Annotated in this window: 16 protein-coding genes; 14 read left to right on the top strand and 2 right to left on the bottom strand. The window is 69.0% G+C overall.

The window, feature by feature from the left end; all coding sequences use genetic code 11:
• The first annotated feature begins 14 nt into the window (after positions 1-14).
• From bioB to bioC, 5 genes are all read left to right on the top strand, one after another.
• Positions 15-1,058 (top strand): biotin synthase BioB, encoded by a 1,044-nt coding sequence (gene bioB / locus ACX9OT_RS13190; protein WP_277778698.1) that lies wholly within the window; start codon positions 15-17, stop codon positions 1,056-1,058.
• Positions 1,059-1,125: 67 nt separating this feature from the next.
• Positions 1,126-2,349, top strand: a complete 1,224-nt coding sequence (gene bioF / locus ACX9OT_RS13195; protein ID WP_049461692.1) for an 8-amino-7-oxononanoate synthase — start codon at positions 1,126-1,128, stop codon at positions 2,347-2,349.
• A 17-nt stretch (positions 2,350-2,366) separates the two neighbouring features.
• The gene (gene bioH / locus ACX9OT_RS13200; RefSeq protein WP_049461691.1) at positions 2,367-3,146 is read left to right on the top strand and encodes a pimeloyl-ACP methyl ester esterase BioH; all 780 of its coding nucleotides are present in this window, start codon (positions 2,367-2,369) and stop codon (positions 3,144-3,146) included.
• 29 nt (positions 3,147-3,175) lie between these two features.
• Positions 3,176-3,955: an SDR family oxidoreductase gene (locus ACX9OT_RS13205; protein WP_277778699.1), complete on the top strand. Its 780-nt coding sequence runs from the start codon at positions 3,176-3,178 to the stop codon at positions 3,953-3,955.
• Between the two features lie 12 nt (positions 3,956-3,967).
• Positions 3,968-4,852, top strand: a complete 885-nt coding sequence (gene bioC, locus ACX9OT_RS13210; protein WP_164080493.1) for a malonyl-ACP O-methyltransferase BioC — start codon at positions 3,968-3,970, stop codon at positions 4,850-4,852.
• A 256-nt stretch (positions 4,853-5,108) separates the two neighbouring features.
• Here the strand turns inward: bioC and ACX9OT_RS13215 are convergent, their stop codons facing one another.
• Both ACX9OT_RS13215 and ACX9OT_RS13220 read right to left on the bottom strand, forming a co-directional pair.
• Positions 5,109-5,753, bottom strand: coding sequence for a YdcF family protein (locus ACX9OT_RS13215; protein WP_277778732.1), 645 nt, complete (start codon positions 5,751-5,753; stop codon positions 5,109-5,111).
• Positions 5,738-6,700 carry a pyridoxal-phosphate dependent enzyme gene (locus ACX9OT_RS13220; RefSeq protein WP_459002491.1) on the bottom strand — a complete coding sequence of 321 codons (963 nt, stop codon included), beginning with the start codon at positions 6,698-6,700 and terminating at the stop codon, positions 5,738-5,740. Before ACX9OT_RS13220 ends, ACX9OT_RS13215 begins: the two co-directional genes overlap by 16 nt.
• Positions 6,701-6,859: 159 nt before the next feature.
• Between ACX9OT_RS13220 and ACX9OT_RS13225 the strand changes: the two genes are divergently transcribed.
• From ACX9OT_RS13225 to ACX9OT_RS13265, 9 genes are all read left to right on the top strand, one after another.
• Complete coding sequence (locus ACX9OT_RS13225) at positions 6,860-7,345, top strand: hypothetical protein (RefSeq protein ID WP_197615681.1); 486 nt, start codon at positions 6,860-6,862, stop codon at positions 7,343-7,345.
• Positions 7,346-7,895: 550 nt separating this feature from the next.
• Positions 7,896-9,785, top strand: coding sequence for a tRNA uridine-5-carboxymethylaminomethyl(34) synthesis enzyme MnmG (gene mnmG, locus ACX9OT_RS13230; protein ID WP_277778700.1), 1,890 nt, complete (start codon positions 7,896-7,898; stop codon positions 9,783-9,785).
• A gap of 255 nt (positions 9,786-10,040) precedes the next feature.
• Positions 10,041-10,571, top strand: coding sequence for a gamma carbonic anhydrase family protein (locus ACX9OT_RS13235; protein ID WP_032129113.1), 531 nt, complete (start codon positions 10,041-10,043; stop codon positions 10,569-10,571).
• Between the two features lie 123 nt (positions 10,572-10,694).
• Positions 10,695-11,384: an RDD family protein gene (locus ACX9OT_RS13240; protein ID WP_049461685.1), complete on the top strand. Its 690-nt coding sequence runs from the start codon at positions 10,695-10,697 to the stop codon at positions 11,382-11,384.
• Positions 11,381-12,373: a stage II sporulation protein M gene (locus tag ACX9OT_RS13245; protein ID WP_032129115.1), complete on the top strand. Its 993-nt coding sequence runs from the start codon at positions 11,381-11,383 to the stop codon at positions 12,371-12,373. Before ACX9OT_RS13240 ends, ACX9OT_RS13245 begins: the two co-directional genes overlap by 4 nt.
• Positions 12,363-13,979 (top strand): DUF4129 domain-containing protein, encoded by a 1,617-nt coding sequence (locus ACX9OT_RS13250; protein ID WP_277778701.1) that lies wholly within the window; start codon positions 12,363-12,365, stop codon positions 13,977-13,979. The genes ACX9OT_RS13245 and ACX9OT_RS13250 overlap by 11 nt, the downstream gene beginning before the upstream one ends.
• Entirely contained in the window at positions 13,976-15,160 is a 1,185-nt protein-coding gene (locus ACX9OT_RS13255) for a DUF4350 domain-containing protein (protein ID WP_049461684.1), read from the top strand. Before ACX9OT_RS13250 ends, ACX9OT_RS13255 begins: the two co-directional genes overlap by 4 nt.
• A complete protein-coding gene (locus ACX9OT_RS13260; RefSeq protein WP_005411535.1) occupies positions 15,157-16,143 on the top strand; it encodes an AAA family ATPase in 987 nt (328 codons plus the stop codon). The genes ACX9OT_RS13255 and ACX9OT_RS13260 overlap by 4 nt, the downstream gene beginning before the upstream one ends.
• Entirely contained in the window at positions 16,140-17,438 is a 1,299-nt protein-coding gene (locus ACX9OT_RS13265; protein ID WP_049461683.1) for a DUF58 domain-containing protein, read from the top strand. The genes ACX9OT_RS13260 and ACX9OT_RS13265 overlap by 4 nt, the downstream gene beginning before the upstream one ends.
• The last annotated feature ends 470 nt before the right edge of the window (positions 17,439-17,908 follow it).

The following is a 17,908-nucleotide window of genomic DNA, read 5'->3' on the forward strand; positions in this document are numbered from 1 at the left end:
CCCAAGGTCCCGCCATGGCTGCTGCCATCCGCCACGACTGGCAACACGACGAACTGCAGGCGCTGTTCGATCTGCCGTTCCCCGAGCTGCTGTTCCGCGCCGCAGCGGTCCATCGCGAGCATTTCGACCCCTCGCAGGTGCAGGTCTCCACGTTGCTGTCGGTGAAGACCGGCGGCTGCCCGGAAGACTGCGCGTACTGCCCGCAGGCGCAGCGCTACAGCACCGGGGTGAACGCGCAGAAGCTGATGGAAACCGATGCGGTGCTGGCCAAGGCACGCCAGGCCAAGGCCGCTGGTGCGTCGCGCTTCTGCATGGGTGCCGCGTGGCGATCGCCGAAGGACCGCGACATTCCGAAGGTGGCGGCAATGATCGCCGGGGTGAAGGCACTGGGCCTGGAGACCTGCGCCACGCTGGGCATGCTCAGTGGCGAACAGGCACGTGCGCTGAAGGACGCCGGCCTGGACTACTACAACCACAACCTCGACACCGCGCCGGACTACTACGATTCGATCATCCACACGCGCCAGTACCAGGACCGCCTGGACACGCTGGAGCACGTGCGTGATGCCGGCCTGAAGACCTGCTGCGGCGGCATCGTCGGCATGGGCGAGACGCGCGCGCAGCGCGTAGGTCTGCTGCTGGCGCTGGCCACGCTGCCGGCACATCCCGATTCGGTGCCGATCAACAAGCTGGTGCAGGTGGCGGGTACGCCGCTGCACGGCAGCGCCGAGCTGGACCCGTTCGAGTTCGTGCGCATGATCGCGGTGGCACGTATCGTCATGCCGCGCTCGATGGTGCGGCTGTCGGCCGGTCGCGAGGCGATGAGCGATGAACTGCAGGCGCTGTGCTTCGTCGCTGGTGCCAACTCCATCTTCTACGGCGACAAGCTGCTGACCACCGGCAACCCGGAGAGCGAGCGCGACCTGGCGCTGTTCGCGCGACTGGGACTGCAGCCGATGGCGGTGCAGGTGGATGCCGAGGGCCACGACCACGGCGGCACCGTGCACGCCGATATCAGCGCCGATGCACCCGGCTGTGGCTGCGCTCACGCGGCCTGAGACGGGATGCAGGCAGGCGTCGCGGCAACGCGCTACCCTAGCCGCCCCGTCGTCGCATTCAGCCACCATGGCCCGCCCCGACCTGACCGCCCGCCTCCACGCCCAACGCGCCCTGCGCGATGCCCAAGGCCGTCGCCGCACGCGGCGCACGGTCACCCGTCGTGATGGCGTACGCCTGGAAGTGGACGGCCAGTGGCTGACCGGCTTCTGCAGCAACGACTACCTGGGCCTGGCCCAGCAGTTCAGCGTGGTCAACGCGTTGCAGGACGCCGCCGCACGCGAAGGCGCTGGCGCCGGTGCCTCGCACCTGGTCTGCGGCCACCATGCCCTGCACGAGGCACTTGAACGCGAAGTGGCCGAGTGGCTGGGCTATCCGCGTGCGCTGCTGTTCGGCAGTGGCTTCGCCGCCAACCTGGCGGTGCAGCAGGCATTGCTGAGCGAAGAGAACGATGTCTGCGTACAGGACAAGCTCAACCACGCCAGCCTGCTCGATGCGACGCGGTTGGCCGGTGCACGCCTGCGCCGTTATCCACATCTGGATGCGGAAGGCGCGATGCGTCAGCTCAAGCACGCGCCCGATGGCGCGGCGATGCTGGCCACCGATGGTGTCTTCAGCATGGATGGCGACATCGCACCGCTGCGTGCATTGTCGCTTGTGGCACGCCTGCAGCAGGCGCTGTTCTACGTCGATGACGCGCACGGCGTGGGCGTGGTCGGTGATGGCCGTGGTGCCGTGGCCGCCGCCGGGCTGGGCGTGGACGACGTACCGCTGCAACTGGTCACGCTGGGCAAGGCACTGGGCGGTTCCGGTGCACTGGTGCTGGGCCGCGACGACCTGATCGAGCACCTGGCCGAGACCGCACGCCCGTACATCTACACCACTGCGGTGCCGCCAGCGATGGCCGCTGCTGCACTGGAAGCAGTGCGCCTGGCGCGTCGCGACCACTGGCGCCGCACCAAGCTGACCGACCTGATCGCGCTGTTCCGCAGCGAAGCCCGTCGCCATGGGCTGGACCTGATGGCTTCGGAAACGCCGATCCAGCCGCTGCTGTGCGGCGATGACCATACCGCCGTTGCGATGTCCACGACGCTGGAACAGGCCGGCTGGCTGGTCGGCGCAATCCGCCCACCGACGGTGCCGGAAGGCAAGGCACGCTTGCGCGTCACCCTGTCCGCACTGCATACGCCGGAACAGGTGCGCGGCCTGGTCGAGGCCATCGCCAGCGCGCGCGACCGCGTGACCCTGGCCGTGCGTGAAGCCGCGCCACCGCCGCTGCCCGCTTTTGCCTGAGTTCCGTGTAGTTCCCCATGCATATTGAAGTCACCGGCCGCGGGCCGGACCTGGTTCTGATCCACGGCTGGGCCCTGCAGGGCGGCGTGTTCGCACCGCTGGTGCAGCGCTTGGCAGACCAGTTCACCCTGCACCTGGTCGACCTTCCCGGGCATGGCCACAGCCGCGACGACACCACGCCGCTGCGCCTGCCGTTCGTGGTCAATGCCATTGCTGCGGCCACGCCGCCGGCGGTGTGGTGCGGCTGGTCGCTGGGCGGCCTGTTCGCGCTGCACGCGGCAGCGACGCTGCCGAAGGTGCGTGGGCTGGCGATGATCGCCGCCACACCGCGCTTCGTACGTGGCGAAGATTGGCCGCACGCGGTGGAACCGGCCGTGTTCGAGCAGTTCGGGCGTGAGCTGGCCACCGATTTCGCCGGCACCCTGGAACGCTTCCTCGCCCTGGACGTGATGGGCTCGGCGCACGCCCGCGAAGAGCTGCGCACCCTGCGCCAGCGCCTGGTCGAGCGCGGTGCGCCCACCGAACGCGCGCTGCTGGAAGGCCTGCGGCTGCTGGAAAGCACCGACCTGCGTGGCGCGCTGCCGACGCTGGGTAAGCCCAGCCTGTGGATCGCCGGCCAACGCGACCGGCTGGTTTCGCCAGCAGCGATGCAGGCCGCTGCAGCGCTGGCCCCGGGCGGACAGGCGCTGACCATCGCCCATGGCGGCCACGCGCCCTTCCTCGGCCATGCCGACGAGGTCGCCGTCGCCCTGCAACACTTCGTTGCCGGCCTGTCACCGGCCGATGGCGGACAATGAGCGCCTTCCGAATTCCGCGGGATTGACGCATGGATCTGGGTATCAATGGCCGCTGGGCACTGGTCTGCGGCGCAAGCAAGGGGCTGGGCCTGGGCTGCGCGCGTGCGCTGGTGCGTGAAGGCGTCAACGTGGTGATCGTGGCCCGCGGTGAAGCCGCCCTGCAGGCCGCCGCTGAAGAGCTGCGCGCGCTGGCCGGTGCCGCCGAGGTGCGCGCGATCGCCGCCGACGTCACCACCGAAGCCGGCCGCGTCGCGGCGCTGGCCGCATGCCCGCAGGTGGACATCCTGGTCAACAACGCCGGTGGCCCGCCGCCCGGTGATTTCCGCAATTTCGAGCGTGACGACTGGATTGCCGCGCTGGACGCCAACATGCTGGCGCCGATCGCGCTGATCCGCGCCACCGTCGACGCGATGATCGAGCGCGGCTTCGGCCGCATCGTCAACATCACCTCGTCGGCGGTGAAAGCCCCGATCGATATCCTGGCGCTGTCCAACGGCGCGCGCAGTGGCCTGACCGGTTTCGTCGCCGGCCTGTCGCGCCGCACCGTGGCCCACAACGTCACCATCAACAACCTGCTGCCCGGCCAGTTCGACACCGACCGCCTGCGCGCCAACTTCGCCCACAGTGCGGGCAAGGACGGCGACGCCGGCGAAGTGGCCGAACGCCGCCGCCAGCAGATCCCCGCCGGCCGCTTCGGCACACCCGACGAATTCGGCGCCGCCTGCGCCTTCCTGTGCAGTGCACAGGCCGGTTACCTCACCGGGCAGAACCTGCTGATCGACGGCGGCGCCTACCCCGGTACGTTCTAAGAGACTTTCGCAATGCCGTCCCACTTCGATGCCCGCCACGTCCGCCGCGCGTTCGCCCGTGCCGCCAACAGCTACGACGCCGCCGCCGCCCTGCAGCGCGAAGTGCAGTCGCGGCTGATCGAATCGCTGGACTACCTGGAGGCACGCAAGCCCGAGGTGGTGCTGGACATCGGTGCCGGCACCGGCCATGCCAGCGCGTTGATGAAGAAGCGCTGGCCGAAGGCGCAGGTGATCGCGCTGGACGTGGCGCTGCCGATGCTGGACCAGGCCAAGCGCCAGGCCGGCTGGTGGAAGCCGTTCCAGCGCCTGTGCGGTGATGCCGCCGCGCTGCCGCTGGCCGACAACAGCGTGGACGTGATCTTCAGCAACCTGTGCCTGCAGTGGGTGGACGACCTGCCGGCGGTGTTTGCCGGGTTCCGCCGTGTGCTCAAGCCAGGTGGCCTGCTGGTGTGTTCCACCTTCGGCCCGGAAACCCTGATCGAACTCAACGAAGCATTCGCCGCTGCCGATGACCGCCCGCACGTGAGCCGCTTCGCGCAGATCGCCCAGTTCGGCGATGCGCTGATGATGGCCGGCTTCCGCGACCCGGTGCTGGACCGCGACCTGTTCACCCTGACCTACGACGACCTGCCGTCACTGATGCGCGAACTGCGCGCGATGGGCGCGACCAATGCCCGCGTCGACCGTCGCCACACGCTGACCGGGCGTGGCCGTTTCGCCGCTGCGGCAGCGGCATATGAGCCGATGCGGCGCGCCGACGGCAAGCTGCCCAGCAGCTGGGAAGTGATCTATGCGCACGCCTGGGCGCCGGACCCGGGCGCACCGATCCGCGAAGGCGGGCATGACGTGGCCTCGGTGCCGGTGTCGGCAATTCCGATCCGGCGCAAGCAGAGCTGATCGTCCCGTAGTGCCGGCCGCTGGCCGGCAACTTCATGATTCCATGCTGGGCATCTGCCGGCCAGCGGCCGGCACTACCGCATGCCACGCCGTACGCGAATCGCTCTGGTAGGTGCCAACCTTGGTTGGCACACCCCATCAGATCGCGATGCCGCCAGCAGTGTGCCGACCAAGGTCGGCACCTACCAAAGGCGGGTATGGGCCGGCACGTGAACCGGGTAGCGCCGGGCCATGCCCGGCGAGCGCAGCGGCACCCTCAGGTATTGGCCGGCGAACTCAGCGGCGGGCGCACCAGGTCGCGGTGGAAGAAATAGATTTCCTGCACCAGGAAGCGCCAGCTGGTGTGGAAGCTGCGGAAGCGCGTGCTGGGCGTGGACGAGGCCAGCGCATCGATGCCCAGCGCCTTGCTCAGGCGCAGCGCGCGCGCCATGTGCAGCGGATCGCTGACGATGATCACCCGGTGCAGGTCGCGCTGGTCCATCAGCCGCTTGGCTTCAACCAGGTTCTGCACGGTATTGCGCGAGGCGGTTTCGATCAGGATCGCATCGTCCGGCACGCCATGTTTCAGCGCATAACGCCGCGCCACCTGCGATTCGGAAAAACGCGCACCGGTGCCACCGTAGCCGCCGGTGAAGATCAGCAGCGGCGCGTACTGGGCCTCGTACAGGTCCAGCCCATGCCGGATACGCTCTTCGAACACCGGTGACGGTTTGGCGTCATAGGCGGCCGCACCCAGCACGATGATGGCGTCGGCCTTGACGGCCTGGTCACGCTCGCCGACCCAGACGATCCAGGCAGTCACGCCCAGCAGCCAGATCACCAGCAGGACAAACAGCCGCCACAGCCAGCCCAGCAGGCCGGTGCGAGGCCGCTGCCGGTCGCGGCTCACGGCGCGCCCCAGCGCAGCGCTGGCAGGTCGACGTTGCCGCCGGACAGCACCAGGCCCACGCGCAGTCCGGCGAAACGTTGCGGCTGCGCCAGCACCGCAGCCAGCACGGTGGCCGAGGACGGCTCGACCACCTGCTTGAGCACCTCCCACAGCAGGCGCATCGCGGCCATCGTCGCCGCGTCATCGACCACGATCACCTCGGCACCGGCCGCGCGCAGCAGTTCGAAATTGGGCGCGGCGATCAGGGTACGCAGGCCATCACAGATCGTGTCCGGGGTGAACGCGTCCTGGCGCTCGCCAGCGGCCAGCGAGCGCGCGGTATCGTCGGCACCGGCCGGCTCGGCCAGCACCAGACGGGTCTGCGGGCTGGCGTGCTGCAGGGCCAGCGCAGTGCCGCTGGCGAGGCCGCCGCCGCCCACCGGCACCACCAGCACGTCGAACGGGCCGTCGCTGTGCAGCAGTTCCAGGGCGGCGGTGCCCTGCCCGGCCATCACCGCCGGATTCGTATAGGGATGCACCAGGGTCGCGCCGGTGTCGGCCTGCACCTTGGCGCAGGTGGCCTCACGGTCGGCAATGGTCGGCGGGCAGTGCCAGAGCGTGGCGCCATGGCGCGCAATATTGGCCAGCTTGGCCGCCACCGCACCTTCCGGCACCACCACGTGACAGGGAATGCCCCGGGTACGTGCGGCCAGCGCCAGGGCGGCGCCGTGATTGCCAGAGGAGTGGGTGACCACGCCGGCACTGGCGGAATCAGCCTCCAGCGACCACACCGCGTTGCAGGCACCGCGGAACTTGAACGCACCACCACGCTGCAGGTGCTCGGCCTTGAACGCCAGCTGTGCCCCGGCGAGCGCATCGAGCGTGTGCGAGCGCAGCACCGGGGTCACGCTGGCATGCGGGGCGATCCTCGCGGCAGCAAGCAGGACGTCGTCGGCGCGGGGCAACAGTGAATCGCTCATGACGCAAGATTAACGTATGCCCCCGCGCTGGCGACCGGGACACAGGTCATGCCAGCATGCAGCCCTTCGCCTCCATTCATCCTGGCCGGCGGAATTAAGGGCCGATTCAACGCTGGCGCCCGAAGCTGACTGCACACCCGTCCTCTGGGGGGACCCACCATGAAAATGCGCCTGATGCTTGCCGGTGGCCTGTTGCTGGCCCTGACCGGCTGCACCACCTACGACTATGTCGGCGGCGGCCGCAGCGGCAGCTACTACCACGGTGCGCCGTCGGTGGAATACCGCTACCCGGCCGGCTATCCCTACAACTACGGCCCCTACTACGGTGGCTATGGCGGCTACTACGGCGGCTACGGCAACCCGTATTACTCGCGCCCGATCTACCGCCCGCCGCACAACCACCGCCCGCCGCCGCGTCCGGGCAATGGCGGCGAGCACCGTCCGCCGCCGCCGTCGCGACCGTCGTACAACGGAGGTTCGCCGTGGCGGAACATGGACTCCATGCGCCGCCCGCCGCAATCGAACGCCCAGCCGTCGGCGCCCCCGCCGCAGACCCGTCCGGCACCGGCACCGAGTGCGCCGAGGATGAACGGTTCCCCCTGGCGCAACATGGATCGTGCGACGCAGCGCACAGTTGAGCGCTGAACCGTCTTGCATTTCACACGGTCCAAGCCGCAATCTACGCGGACAGTGACGGCCCACGTCACAAAGTGACAAAAACGACACGGGCCGCCGCAAAAAGCTCTACGTCGATATCCGACAGGAACATCTGGATCCCCCCTGTTCCGGCCCTGTCGGATGTCGGCACCTCTGAAAACAGACGGCCCCGCAATGCGGGGCCGTTTGTTTTGTTGGGTCGCCAACCGGCGAGGGCCCCAGCATCAGTAGCTCCACGCCATGCGTGGATGGCGCCTTCCCGACAACCGCAAAAAAACAGGGCCGGACAGTCCCCCGACTGCCGGCCCTCTGCTCCCCCACCGTGCGCCTGTACCGGCCCCTGTTCCAATTCCGGTCACGGGCGCCTACGGCGCCAGCCACGATGGGTGCTATTGGGTTATCTGCAAAAATCCTGCCAACTTTAGGGCTGATTTCGACGCCGGCCGGCCGGCACCGACGTCCCGGCCCCGAATGGCGCTAAAATCGCCACCCCGGCGCCGCCCCCGTTCCGCGCCCGCCCCCAGCTGAACAGCCCCCCATGAACCCGTCCTTCCATCGTTACGACGTCATCGTCATCGGCGGTGGCCACGCCGGCACCGAAGCCGCGCTGGCCGCGGCCCGCACCGGCGTGCGCACCCTGCTGCTGACCCACAACATCGAAACGGTGGGTGCGATGAGCTGCAACCCGGCCATCGGTGGCATCGGCAAGGGCCACCTGGTCAAGGAGATCGACGCGCTGGGCGGTGCGATGGCGCATGCCGCCGACCGCGCCGGCATCCAGTGGCGCACGCTCAATGCCTCCAAGGGCCCGGCCGTGCGCGCCACCCGCTGCCAGGCCGACCGCAACCTGTACCGCATGGCGATCCGCGCCATCGTCGAGGGCCAGGCCAACCTGACCGTGTTCCAGGCCGCCGTGGACGACCTGGTCATCGAAGGCGACGCCGTGCGCGGGGTCATCACCCAGACCGGGCTGCGCTTCGATGCCGAGGCCGTGGTGCTGACCGCCGGCACCTTCCTGGCCGGCAAGATCCATGTCGGCCCGACCCAGTACGCCGCCGGCCGCATGGGCGACCCGCCGGCCACCACGCTGGCCGCGCGGCTGCGCGAGCGCCCGTTCCAGGTGGACCGCCTGAAGACCGGCACGCCGCCGCGCATCGATGGCCGCTCGCTGGACTACAGCGTGATGGACGAGCAGCCCGGCGATTCGCCGCGGCCGGTGATGTCCTTCCTCGGCTCGGTGGACGAGCATCCGCAGCAGGTCAGCTGCTGGATCACCCACACCACTGAACAGACCCATCAGATCATCCGCGACGCGCTGCACCGCTCGCCGCTGTACAGCGGCCAGATCGAAGGCATCGGCCCGCGCTACTGCCCGTCCATCGAGGACAAGGTGGTGCGCTTCGCCGAGAAGGCCAGCCACCAGATCTTCGTCGAACCCGAAGGCCTGGGCATCGTCGAGATCTATCCCAACGGCATCTCCACCTCGCTGCCGTTCGACGTGCAGCTGGAGATGGTGCGCAGCATCCGTGGCTTCGAGAACGCACACATCACCCGCCCCGGCTACGCGATCGAGTACGACTTCTTCGACCCGCGCGGGCTGAAGGCCTCGCTGGAGACCAAGCTGGTCAACGGCCTGTTCTTCGCTGGCCAGATCAACGGCACCACTGGCTACGAAGAGGCCGCCGCGCAGGGCCTGCTGGCTGGCCTCAACGCCGCACGCCAGGTGCGCGGGCTGGACGGCTGGTGCCCGCGTCGCGACGAGGCCTACCTGGGCGTGCTGGTGGATGACCTGATCACCCACGGCACCAACGAGCCGTACCGCATGTTCACCAGCCGCGCCGAGTACCGCCTGCAGCTGCGCGAGGACAATGCCGACCAGCGCCTGACCCCGACCGGCCGCGAAATGGGCCTGGTGGATGATCGCCGCTGGAGCGCGTTCGAGACCAAGCAGGCCGCCGTCGCTGCCGAGCGCGCACGCCTGGGTGCGCTGTGGGCAACCCCGGCCAATGCACTGGGCCGCGAAGTGAACGAGACGCTGGGCGTGGCGGTCAGTCGCGAGACCAACGTGCTGGACCTGATCAAGCGCCCCGAGCTGGATTACGCCAAGCTGATGCAGGTGCCCTCGCTGGGCCCGGCGGTGGCCGATGGCAAGGTTGCCGAGCAGGTGGAGATCGGCTTGAAGTACGCCGGCTACCTGGACCGCCAGCGCGAGGAGATCGAGCGCCAGCAGCGGCACGAAGCCACGCCGATCGCTGAAGCCTTCGATTACGCGACGGTGCGCGGGCTGTCGGCCGAAGCGCTGCAGAAGCTGGAGCGCGTACGCCCGCAGACCATCGGCCAGGCACAGCGCATTCCGGGCATGACCCCGGCAGCGATCTCGCTGCTGCTGGTGCACCTGGAGCGCGCACGCCGGGGACGCGTGGCATAACACGAGCGCGGTAGATGCCATCCACGCATGGCGTGGATCTACTGCAATGCTGCGCGCGATCCGCTGTTCCGCATACAGCATCGGCTACAACTACGAACCGTAGCGGGTAGTGCCGGCCGCTGGCCGGCAATCGCAGAACTCCAGACACGCCCATGAGGTTGCCGGCCAGCGGCCGGCACTACCCTGCGGTGCGCGCGCGGCGTGCAGACCACGCAGGTATCATCGTCGTGAACGCCCTGATTTCCGGAGACTTCGATGAACCCGCTGCGCCCCTTCCGCGACAAGATGCCCGTCCTCGGCGAACGCGTGTACATCGATCCGGCCTGCACCATCATCGGCGACGTGGAGCTGGCCGATGACGTGTCGGTATGGCCGGGCACGGTCATCCGCGGCGACGTCAACCATGTGCGCATCGGTGCACGCACCAACGTGCAGGACGGCACCATCATCCACGTCAGCCACCACAGCCCGTACAACAAGGCCGGCTACCCGACCCTGATCGGCGAAGGCGTGACCGTTGGCCACGGCTGCATCATCCATGCCTGCACGATCGGCGATTACAGCCTGATCGGCATGGGCGCCTGCATCCTCGATGGCGCCCGCGTGGAGCGCCATGGCTTCGTCGGCGCCGGTGCGGTGATCGGCCCCGGCAAGGTGGTGGGCGAAGGCGAGCTGTGGGTCGGCAACCCTGCACGACCGGCACGCACGCTCAGTGACAAGGAGATCGAGGCGCTGCATTACTCGGCCGACCACTACGTGCGGCTGAAGGACGAATACCGGGGCTGAGCCCCCGTCGCTGCCATGCGGCTCTGCTAAAGTCTTGGCCCGACCAGGACCTGTCGAGACCCCCATGCCTGTGGCTGCCCGCCGGAGAGGACTCCGGCGCCCACAACGAAGGCCATCGCGCTGATGGCCGCACCGATGCTCGATACCTACCGCGAGGTGGTGACGCCGGAGGGTGTGCCGCTGCAGTTGCCTACCGCCGGCCCGGTACCGCGGGCGATGGCCTGGCTGGTCGATCTTGGCGTGCGCATCGCGGCACTGGTGCTGGTGTCCATTCCGCTGGCGCTGCTGGACAAGTTCGGCTCCGGCCTCTACCTGGTGCTGATGTTCCTGGTCTACTGGGCCTACCCGATCGTCTGCGAAGCGTTGTGGGGGCGCACGCTGGGCAAGCGTGCGCTGGGGCTGCGCGTGCTGTCCCGCGATGGCGCGCCGGTAGGCTGGATGGCGGCGATCACCCGCAACCTGCTGCGCACGGTGGACATGCTGCCGTTCGGCTATGCGCTGGGCCTGATCAGCAGCCTGTTCGATCCGCATGGCCGCCGCCTTGGCGACCTGGTGGCGGGCACCGTGGTGGTGCACGCACCCGCGCTGTACCTGCCACCGCCGCCGACCATCGACAGCGTGCTGGCCCCGCCGCAGCCGCTGCGACCAGAGGAACAGGCTGCGTTGATGGCCTTCGCCGAGCGCGCGCCACGGTTGTCGGCGGCGCGCCAGCAGGAGCTGGCCGGTATTGCCGAGCCACTGACCGGCACCCATGGCCAGGTCGGCGTGCTGCGCCTGTATGCGATGGCCAACTGGCTGCTGGGGCGGCGATGAAGCAGGAACAGTTCGTCGCCCGCTACCAGCAGGAATGGCAGGACCTGGAGCAGTGGCTGCTGCTGCGTGCCGGTGCCTCACGCCGCACGCGCCGCAAGGCCAGCGGCCTGGCACTGGACGACACCACCTTCCCGCAGCGCTACCGGCGGCTGTGCCAGCAACTGGCACTGGCCCGCGAACGCGGCTACAGCCCGCAGCTGGTGCAGCGCCTGCAGCAGCTCATGCAGCAGGGCCACAGCGTGCTGTACCGCACGCCGCCGACGCGCTGGCGGGGTGCCCTGGAGTTCCTGGTGGCCGATTTCCCGCTGCTGGTGCGCAGCCAGGCGCGCAGCATGTGGGTGGCGCTGGCGATGTTCGCGCTGCCGGCGGTGGCCTGCTTCGTGCTGGTGCAGGTCTATCCGGACCTGATCCACATGCTGATGGACAACCGCCAGATCGCCGAGATGGAGCGCATGTACGATCCCGCCGCCGAGCGCCTGGGGCGTGACAGCGGCACCGACTGGATGATGTTCGGCCACTACATCATGAACAACATCAGCATCGCCCTGCGCACCTTTGCCAGCGGGCTGCTGGCTGGGCTGGGCACGCTGCTGGTGCTGTTGTTCAACGGCGTGATCATCGGTTCGGTGGCCGGTCACCTGCAGCACATCGGCCATGGCGACCCGTTCTGGCGCTTCGTGGTCGGCCACGGTGCCTTCGAGCTGACCGCGATCGTGATCGCCGGCGGTGCCGGTCTGCAGCTGGGCATGAAGCTGCTGGCACCAGGCCGGCGCAGCCGCCTGGATGCACTGGTCGAAGGCGGCCGCATCGGCGCACGGCTGTGCCTCGGCGTCGCCTTCATGCTGCTGGTGGCCGCCTTCATCGAAGCCTTCTGGTCCTCGCTTGCCGAAGTACCGGCGTGGGGCAAGTTCAGCGTGGCCGGTGTGTTGTGGGCCGGCGTGCTGCTGTGGCTGTGGCGCGGCGGACGTGGGGGCGGCCATGCGCATTGACCGCCTGGACGTGGCGCTGCGCGCCCGCAGTGGCTGGGAAGCGATGGAGCTGGGCACCGCCCTGTCCCGCCGTCACGCGCGTGCGCTGTGGGGCAGCTGGCTGCTGGCCAGTGCACCGCTGTTCGTGATCTTCAACGCGCTGGGCTGGTGGCTGGATGCCTTCGGCTGGGCCTGGCTGGCGATGTGGTGGTGCAAGCCGCTGTTCGAACGCGCGCCGCTGTACGTGCTGTCGCGCGGCATTTTCGGTGAGCCGGTCGGCACGCTGGCCGCCCTGCGCGCGCAGCGCCACTGGGGCAACACCGGTTTCTGGGGCTACCTGGGCTGGCGTCGCTTCAGCGTGCTGCGCAGCCTGTGCCTGCCGGTGAACCTGCTGGAAGGCAACACACCGGGCCAGCGCGGCCCACGCCGTCGTGCGGTGGCAGCCGGCGCAGCGGGCGCGGCACTGGTACTGACGGTGACCTGCCTGGCGTTCGAAGCCGTGTTGGTATCCGGCGCGATCGGTGCGGTGTTCATGTTCATGCCACTGGAGCTGATGTCCGAATCGTGGCGTGCGGCGTGGGACATGATTGGCAAGGACACGCCCGCATGGGCACGGCTGGGCTTCAACCTGGCGTGCTGGCTGGCCTCGGTGCTGATCGGCCCGTTCTTCGTCGGTGCGGGCTTTGGCCTGTACCTGAACCGTCGAACGCAGATGGAAGCCTGGGACGTCGAAATCGCCCTGCGCCGCCTACGCGAGCGGCTGCTGCCGGCAGCATCGACGCTGGCGCTGCTGCTGTGGCTGGCACTGCCGCTGGTGTCCGCACCGGTGCATGCGCAGGACGCGCAGACGGTCGCGGAGCAGGCCGGCGATGCCGAAGAGGACGAAGACAGTGCAGAAGAACCGGCCACCGCGGCCAACGACCCCGCCAATACGCCGGCAATGATCTTCGGTACAGCGCCGGTGGACACCGCCGGTTTCCGTCAGGCAGTGAACCGCGCCTATGAAGACCCGCTGCAGCGCCCGACCCGCCAGGTGGCCCGCTGGAAGCCGATCGAGCAGGCCGAGGAAAAAAAGAAGGAAGACAAGCAGCTGCAGCGTGACACCAGCAGCAAAGGTGAACGCAAGGCGCGCAAGGACGGCATCGCCTGGCTGGCACGGCTGGCCGAATGGGGCCTGTGGGGCCTGCTCGGCATCCTGCTGCTGGTGCTGCTGCTGACCGCGCGGCTGTGGCTGCCGTGGCTGCGTGGCAGTGGCCGGCGCAAGGCCGACGCTGCACCGAAGGTGCTGGAGGAGCAGGTGGAGTTGCCGGTGGTGCTGCCGCCGGACGTGGCCACCCAGGCCGGCCTGCTCTGGGACCAGGGCCGGCCGCGGCAGGCGCTGGCCCTGCTGTACCGCGCCAGCGTGCGCACGGTGGGCGAGCGCAGCGGTATCGCGCTTCCACCCGGTGCCACCGAAGCGCAATGCCTGCGCGCATCGCGACGCATGCCCCAGGCCAGCGACCGTGACCTGTTCGCGCGCATCGTGCGCATGTGGCAGTACGCCGCCTACGGTGGCCGCCTGCCCAGCCGCGCCGATTTCGATGCATTGGCCGATACCCTGCGCCAGCAGTACGGGTGGCAGGCATGAGTCCGCGCCTGTTCTGGTCGCTGCTGCTCGGTGCATTGGTGCTGTTCGGCGTACCGCTGACCATCCTCTACCTGCGCACGCACGAACGGGTGACCGAGACGATCCGGCTGCCGCCACAGGGCGAGGCCGCCTACAACCCGCTGTACGTACTCGGCCAGGCCCTGCGCGCCGATGGCATCGACGTGCATTCGCGACCGCGGCTGGAGTTGCAGCAGATGACGCTGGGGCGCCACGACACGGTAGTGCTGCTGCAGGACAGCAGCGAACTGCCGCCGCCCGTCGCCAGCGCACTGCTGGACTGGGTCGACGGGGGTGGCCACCTGCTGGTACGTACGCCGCCGCCGGCCGAGGACGATGCCGGCAGCACGCAGGGCCCCCTGCTGGACCGGCTGGGCGTAGACAGCCTGTTCCAGCGCAGCGACTGCCAGGCCTTCCATGTCGACGACGATCCGGGCCACGTCGAATTCTGTGGTGGCCGCCGCTTCACCCTGGGCTTTGCCGCCAGTGCGCAGGCCGAACGCCGCTGGGGCACTGATCGCGACCTGGTGTTCGCGCGCCTGCGCCACGGCCAGGGCAGAGTGAGCGTGCTGGCCGACATGGAGTTCATGCGCAGCGAAGTGGACTCACCGGCAGCGCGCCTGGCGTCGGCAGGTGGCGGGGCCAGCGACGGCCTGCACGACGCGTCGCATCGCGACCTGACCCGCTACCTGCTCGATCCGAACTATGGCAAGGGTGCGGTCTGGCTGGTCTATGCCAGCCGCCCGCCGTCGCTGTGGTCGCGCATGTTCTATCAGGGCTGGCCGTTGTGGGTGCCGTTGCTGCTGGCCTTGCTGGGCTGGCTGTGGGGCCGTTCACAGCGCTTCGGCAGCCTGCTGCCGTCGCCGGTGCTGGAACGTCGTTCACTGCTGGAGCACGTGCGTGCCAGTGGAGAACTGCTGCTGCGCTTCGGTCACGGCATACGCCTGTACGAGGCCGTGCTCGCCCTGTTCCTGCACCGCCTGCGCCTGCGCGCACCGATTGCCGCCGCATTGGATGGTGCGCCGCGCGATCAGGCCATCGCCGAGCTGCTGAAGTGGCCGCAGGGCCGCGTCGCCAGCGCACTCACGCCCCCACCGCCGCACGATTCCTCCGCCCTGCGCGAGCGCATCCGCTTGCTGCTCCAGATGAGATCCCTGCTATGACCGAAGTCCCCGAGCTGCCGGCGGCCGCCAACGCCCGCCTGATCGAACGCGTCGATGCCATCCGCGATGCCGTCGGCCACGCCTTCATCGGCCAGGCCGATGTGCTGGACCAGATCCTGGTGGCGCTGCTTGCCGGTGGTCACGTGCTGATCGAGGGCGTGCCCGGGCTGGGCAAGACCCTGCTGGTGCGCGCACTGGCACAGGCCCTGGAGCTGGATTACGGGCGTGTACAGTTCACCCCCGACCTGATGCCCAGCGACGTCAGTGGCCACGCGGTGTACGACCCGAAGAGCGAGAGCTTCAAGATCCGCCGCGGCCCGGTGTTCACCAACCTGCTGCTGGCCGACGAGATCAACCGTGCACCCGCCAAGACCCAGTCGGCGCTGCTGGAAGTGATGCAGGAAGGCCAGGTGACCATCGAAGGCAAGGCCTTCACCCTGGCGCCGCCGTTCATGGCGCTGGCCACGCAGAACCCGCTGGAGCAGGAAGGCACCTACCCGCTGCCGGAAGCACAGCTGGACCGCTTCCTGCTGAAGGTGCTGATCGACTACCCGCAGTTGGAGGACGAGAAGCGCATGGTGACCGCGATCACCAGCGGCCGTGCCGCCAGCGATTTCGACCTGAGCCAGGTGCCACGCGTGCTCGGTGCTGGTGAGCTGCTGGAACTGCAGCGCGCCACTGCGGCGATCACCGTCGACGACGAAGTGATCGACTACGCGGTGCGGATTGTGGCGGCCACAAGGCAGTGGCCGGGTATCGCGGTCGGCGCTGGCCCGCGTGGCAGCATCGCGCTGGTGCGTGCCTCGCGCGCGCAGGCGGTGCTGGCCGGTCGTGATTTCGTCACTCCGGATGATGTGCGCGACATCGCACGCCCGGCGCTGCGCCACCGCATCGCGCTGGCCCCGGAACTGCAGATCGAAGGCCAGGACGCCGACGACGTGCTGGGCGCGCTGCTGGCCAAGGTGGAAGCGCCGCGCCGATGAGGCCGGCCCCGCTGCTGCTGGCACTGCTGCTGGCCTGGGCTGCCCTGGGCGGTCTGGTGCTGGGCGGTCTGCTGCCGCGCTGGAGCTGGGCGCTGGCGGCGCTGGCGATTGCCGTGCCGGCGCTGATGGATCTGTGGCGCCAGTGGCGGCGTCCGTCGCCGCAGGTGCAGCGCGAACTGCCCGAAGCGCTGGCACTGGGCGTGCGCCGCGAGGCTGCACTGCGGCTGCAGGCGGACGCACCGATGACGGTGCAGGTGTTCGACCTGGTCCCCGGCGGCTGGCCGCTGGAATCACTGCCGCAGCGCGTGCGCCTGCAGGCGGGCAGTGCTTCCACCCTCCACTACCACCTGCAGCCGCTGCAGCGTGGGCATTTCCGCTTCGAAGGCGTGCACCTGCGCATGCGTTCGCCGTGGCGGCTGTGGTGGCAGCAACGCACGCTGCCGCCCGCACTGGACGTGCGGGTCTATCCGAACTTCGTGCCGCTCACCCGCTTTGCCCTGTTCAGTGCCGACCAGGCCTCGCGGCTGGTCGGTGCACACGTGAAGCGCCGCCGCGGTGAAGGCACCGACTTCCACCAGATGCGCGAGTACCGCATCGGCGACAGCCTGCGCCAGCTCGACTGGAAGGCCACCGCGCGTGCGCGCAAGCTGATCTCGCGCGAATACCAGGACGAGAAGAACCAGCAGCTGCTGCTGATGCTCGACAGCGGTCGGCGCATGCTGGCCAGCGAAGGCGGGCTCTCGCACTTCGACCATGCCTTGAACGCCTCGCTGGTGGTGGCTTACCTGGCGTTGCGCCAGGGCGACGCCGCCGGCCTGTTCGCCACCGGTGGCGAGCGCCGTTGGGTGGCGCCGCAGCGCGGCATGGGCACCGTCGAGCACCTGCTGCGCGCCAGCTACGACCTGCAGCCACGCGCGGTGGCCACCGACTACCTGGCCGCCGCCACCGAAGTGTCGCTGCGCCAGCGCCGGCGTGCGCTGGTGATGCTGGTCAGCAATGTGCGCGACGAAGACATCGAAGACCTGCTGGCGGCGGTGCGCCTGCTGCAGCAGCGCCACCTGGTATGCGTGGCCAGCCTGCGCGAGCGTGAGCTGGACGGTGTGCTGGACAGCGAAGTGCAGACACTGGAAGACGCCACCCAGGCCGGTGCAGCGGCGCTGTACCTGCAGCAGCGCGCGAAGGCGCATGAGGCGCTGCGCAGCGAGAAGGTGATGGTGCTGGACGTAACCGCCGATGCCCTGCCCGGTGCGCTGGTGGAACGCTACCTGGCGGTGAAGCGCGAAGGGCTGCTCTGATACCAGCGATCGCTTTGGTGGGTGCCAACAACGGTTGCCGGCCAGCGGCCGGCACTACCCCTGCAACCGCCGACGCATCGCTCTGGTAGGTGCCAACCTTGGTTGGCACAAACCCACAGCGCCGACCAAGGTCGGCATCTACCAACGGCGATTGCCGGCCAGCGGCCGGCATTACCCCTGCAACAACCGACGCACCGCTCTGGTAGGTGCCAACCTTGGTTGGCACGAACCCACAGCGCCGACCAGGGTCGGCATCTACCAACGGCGATTGCCGGCCAGCGGCCGGCACTACCCCTGCAACAACCAACGCATCGCTCTGGTGGGTGCCAACCTTGGTTGGCACGGAATCAACGGCGCCGACCAAGGTCGGCATCTACCAACGGCGGTTGCCGGCCAGCGGCCGGCACTACCCCTGCAACAACCGACGCACCGCTCTGGTAGGTGCCAACCTTGGTTGGCACGGAATCAAC

The sequence above is a fragment of the Stenotrophomonas genospecies 3 genome, assembly GCF_054473855.1.